1 pseudogene is annotated in these 202 nt (G+C 44.6%); it reads right to left on the bottom strand.

Annotated elements, in window-relative coordinates:
• A pseudogene (locus AN214_RS22615) lies at window positions 1-202 on the bottom strand (IS3 family transposase); the annotation flags it as partial.

Raw genomic sequence — 202 nt, 5'->3', positions numbered from 1 at the left:
GGCTCTGTGTTGTTCGGTGATAAGCGCGTTTAGTTAGCACTAATAAGCGGTTTACTCTCAGTAAGGCAAACAAGTGGTCTCGGCCAATGTGTAGCTCTGACTGTTGCATTATGTACTGTAACTTTCTGGTACCAATGCGAGGATGAGTCATCCGCTGTGCCTTTACGAACGATAATACTCGTTGCTCAAACTGCTCTTTTAT

The organism is Pseudoalteromonas sp. P1-9, from assembly GCF_001399975.1.
GTDB lineage: Bacteria > Pseudomonadota > Gammaproteobacteria > Enterobacterales > Alteromonadaceae > Pseudoalteromonas.
This window is presented reverse-complemented; position numbering and strand designations above follow the sequence as displayed.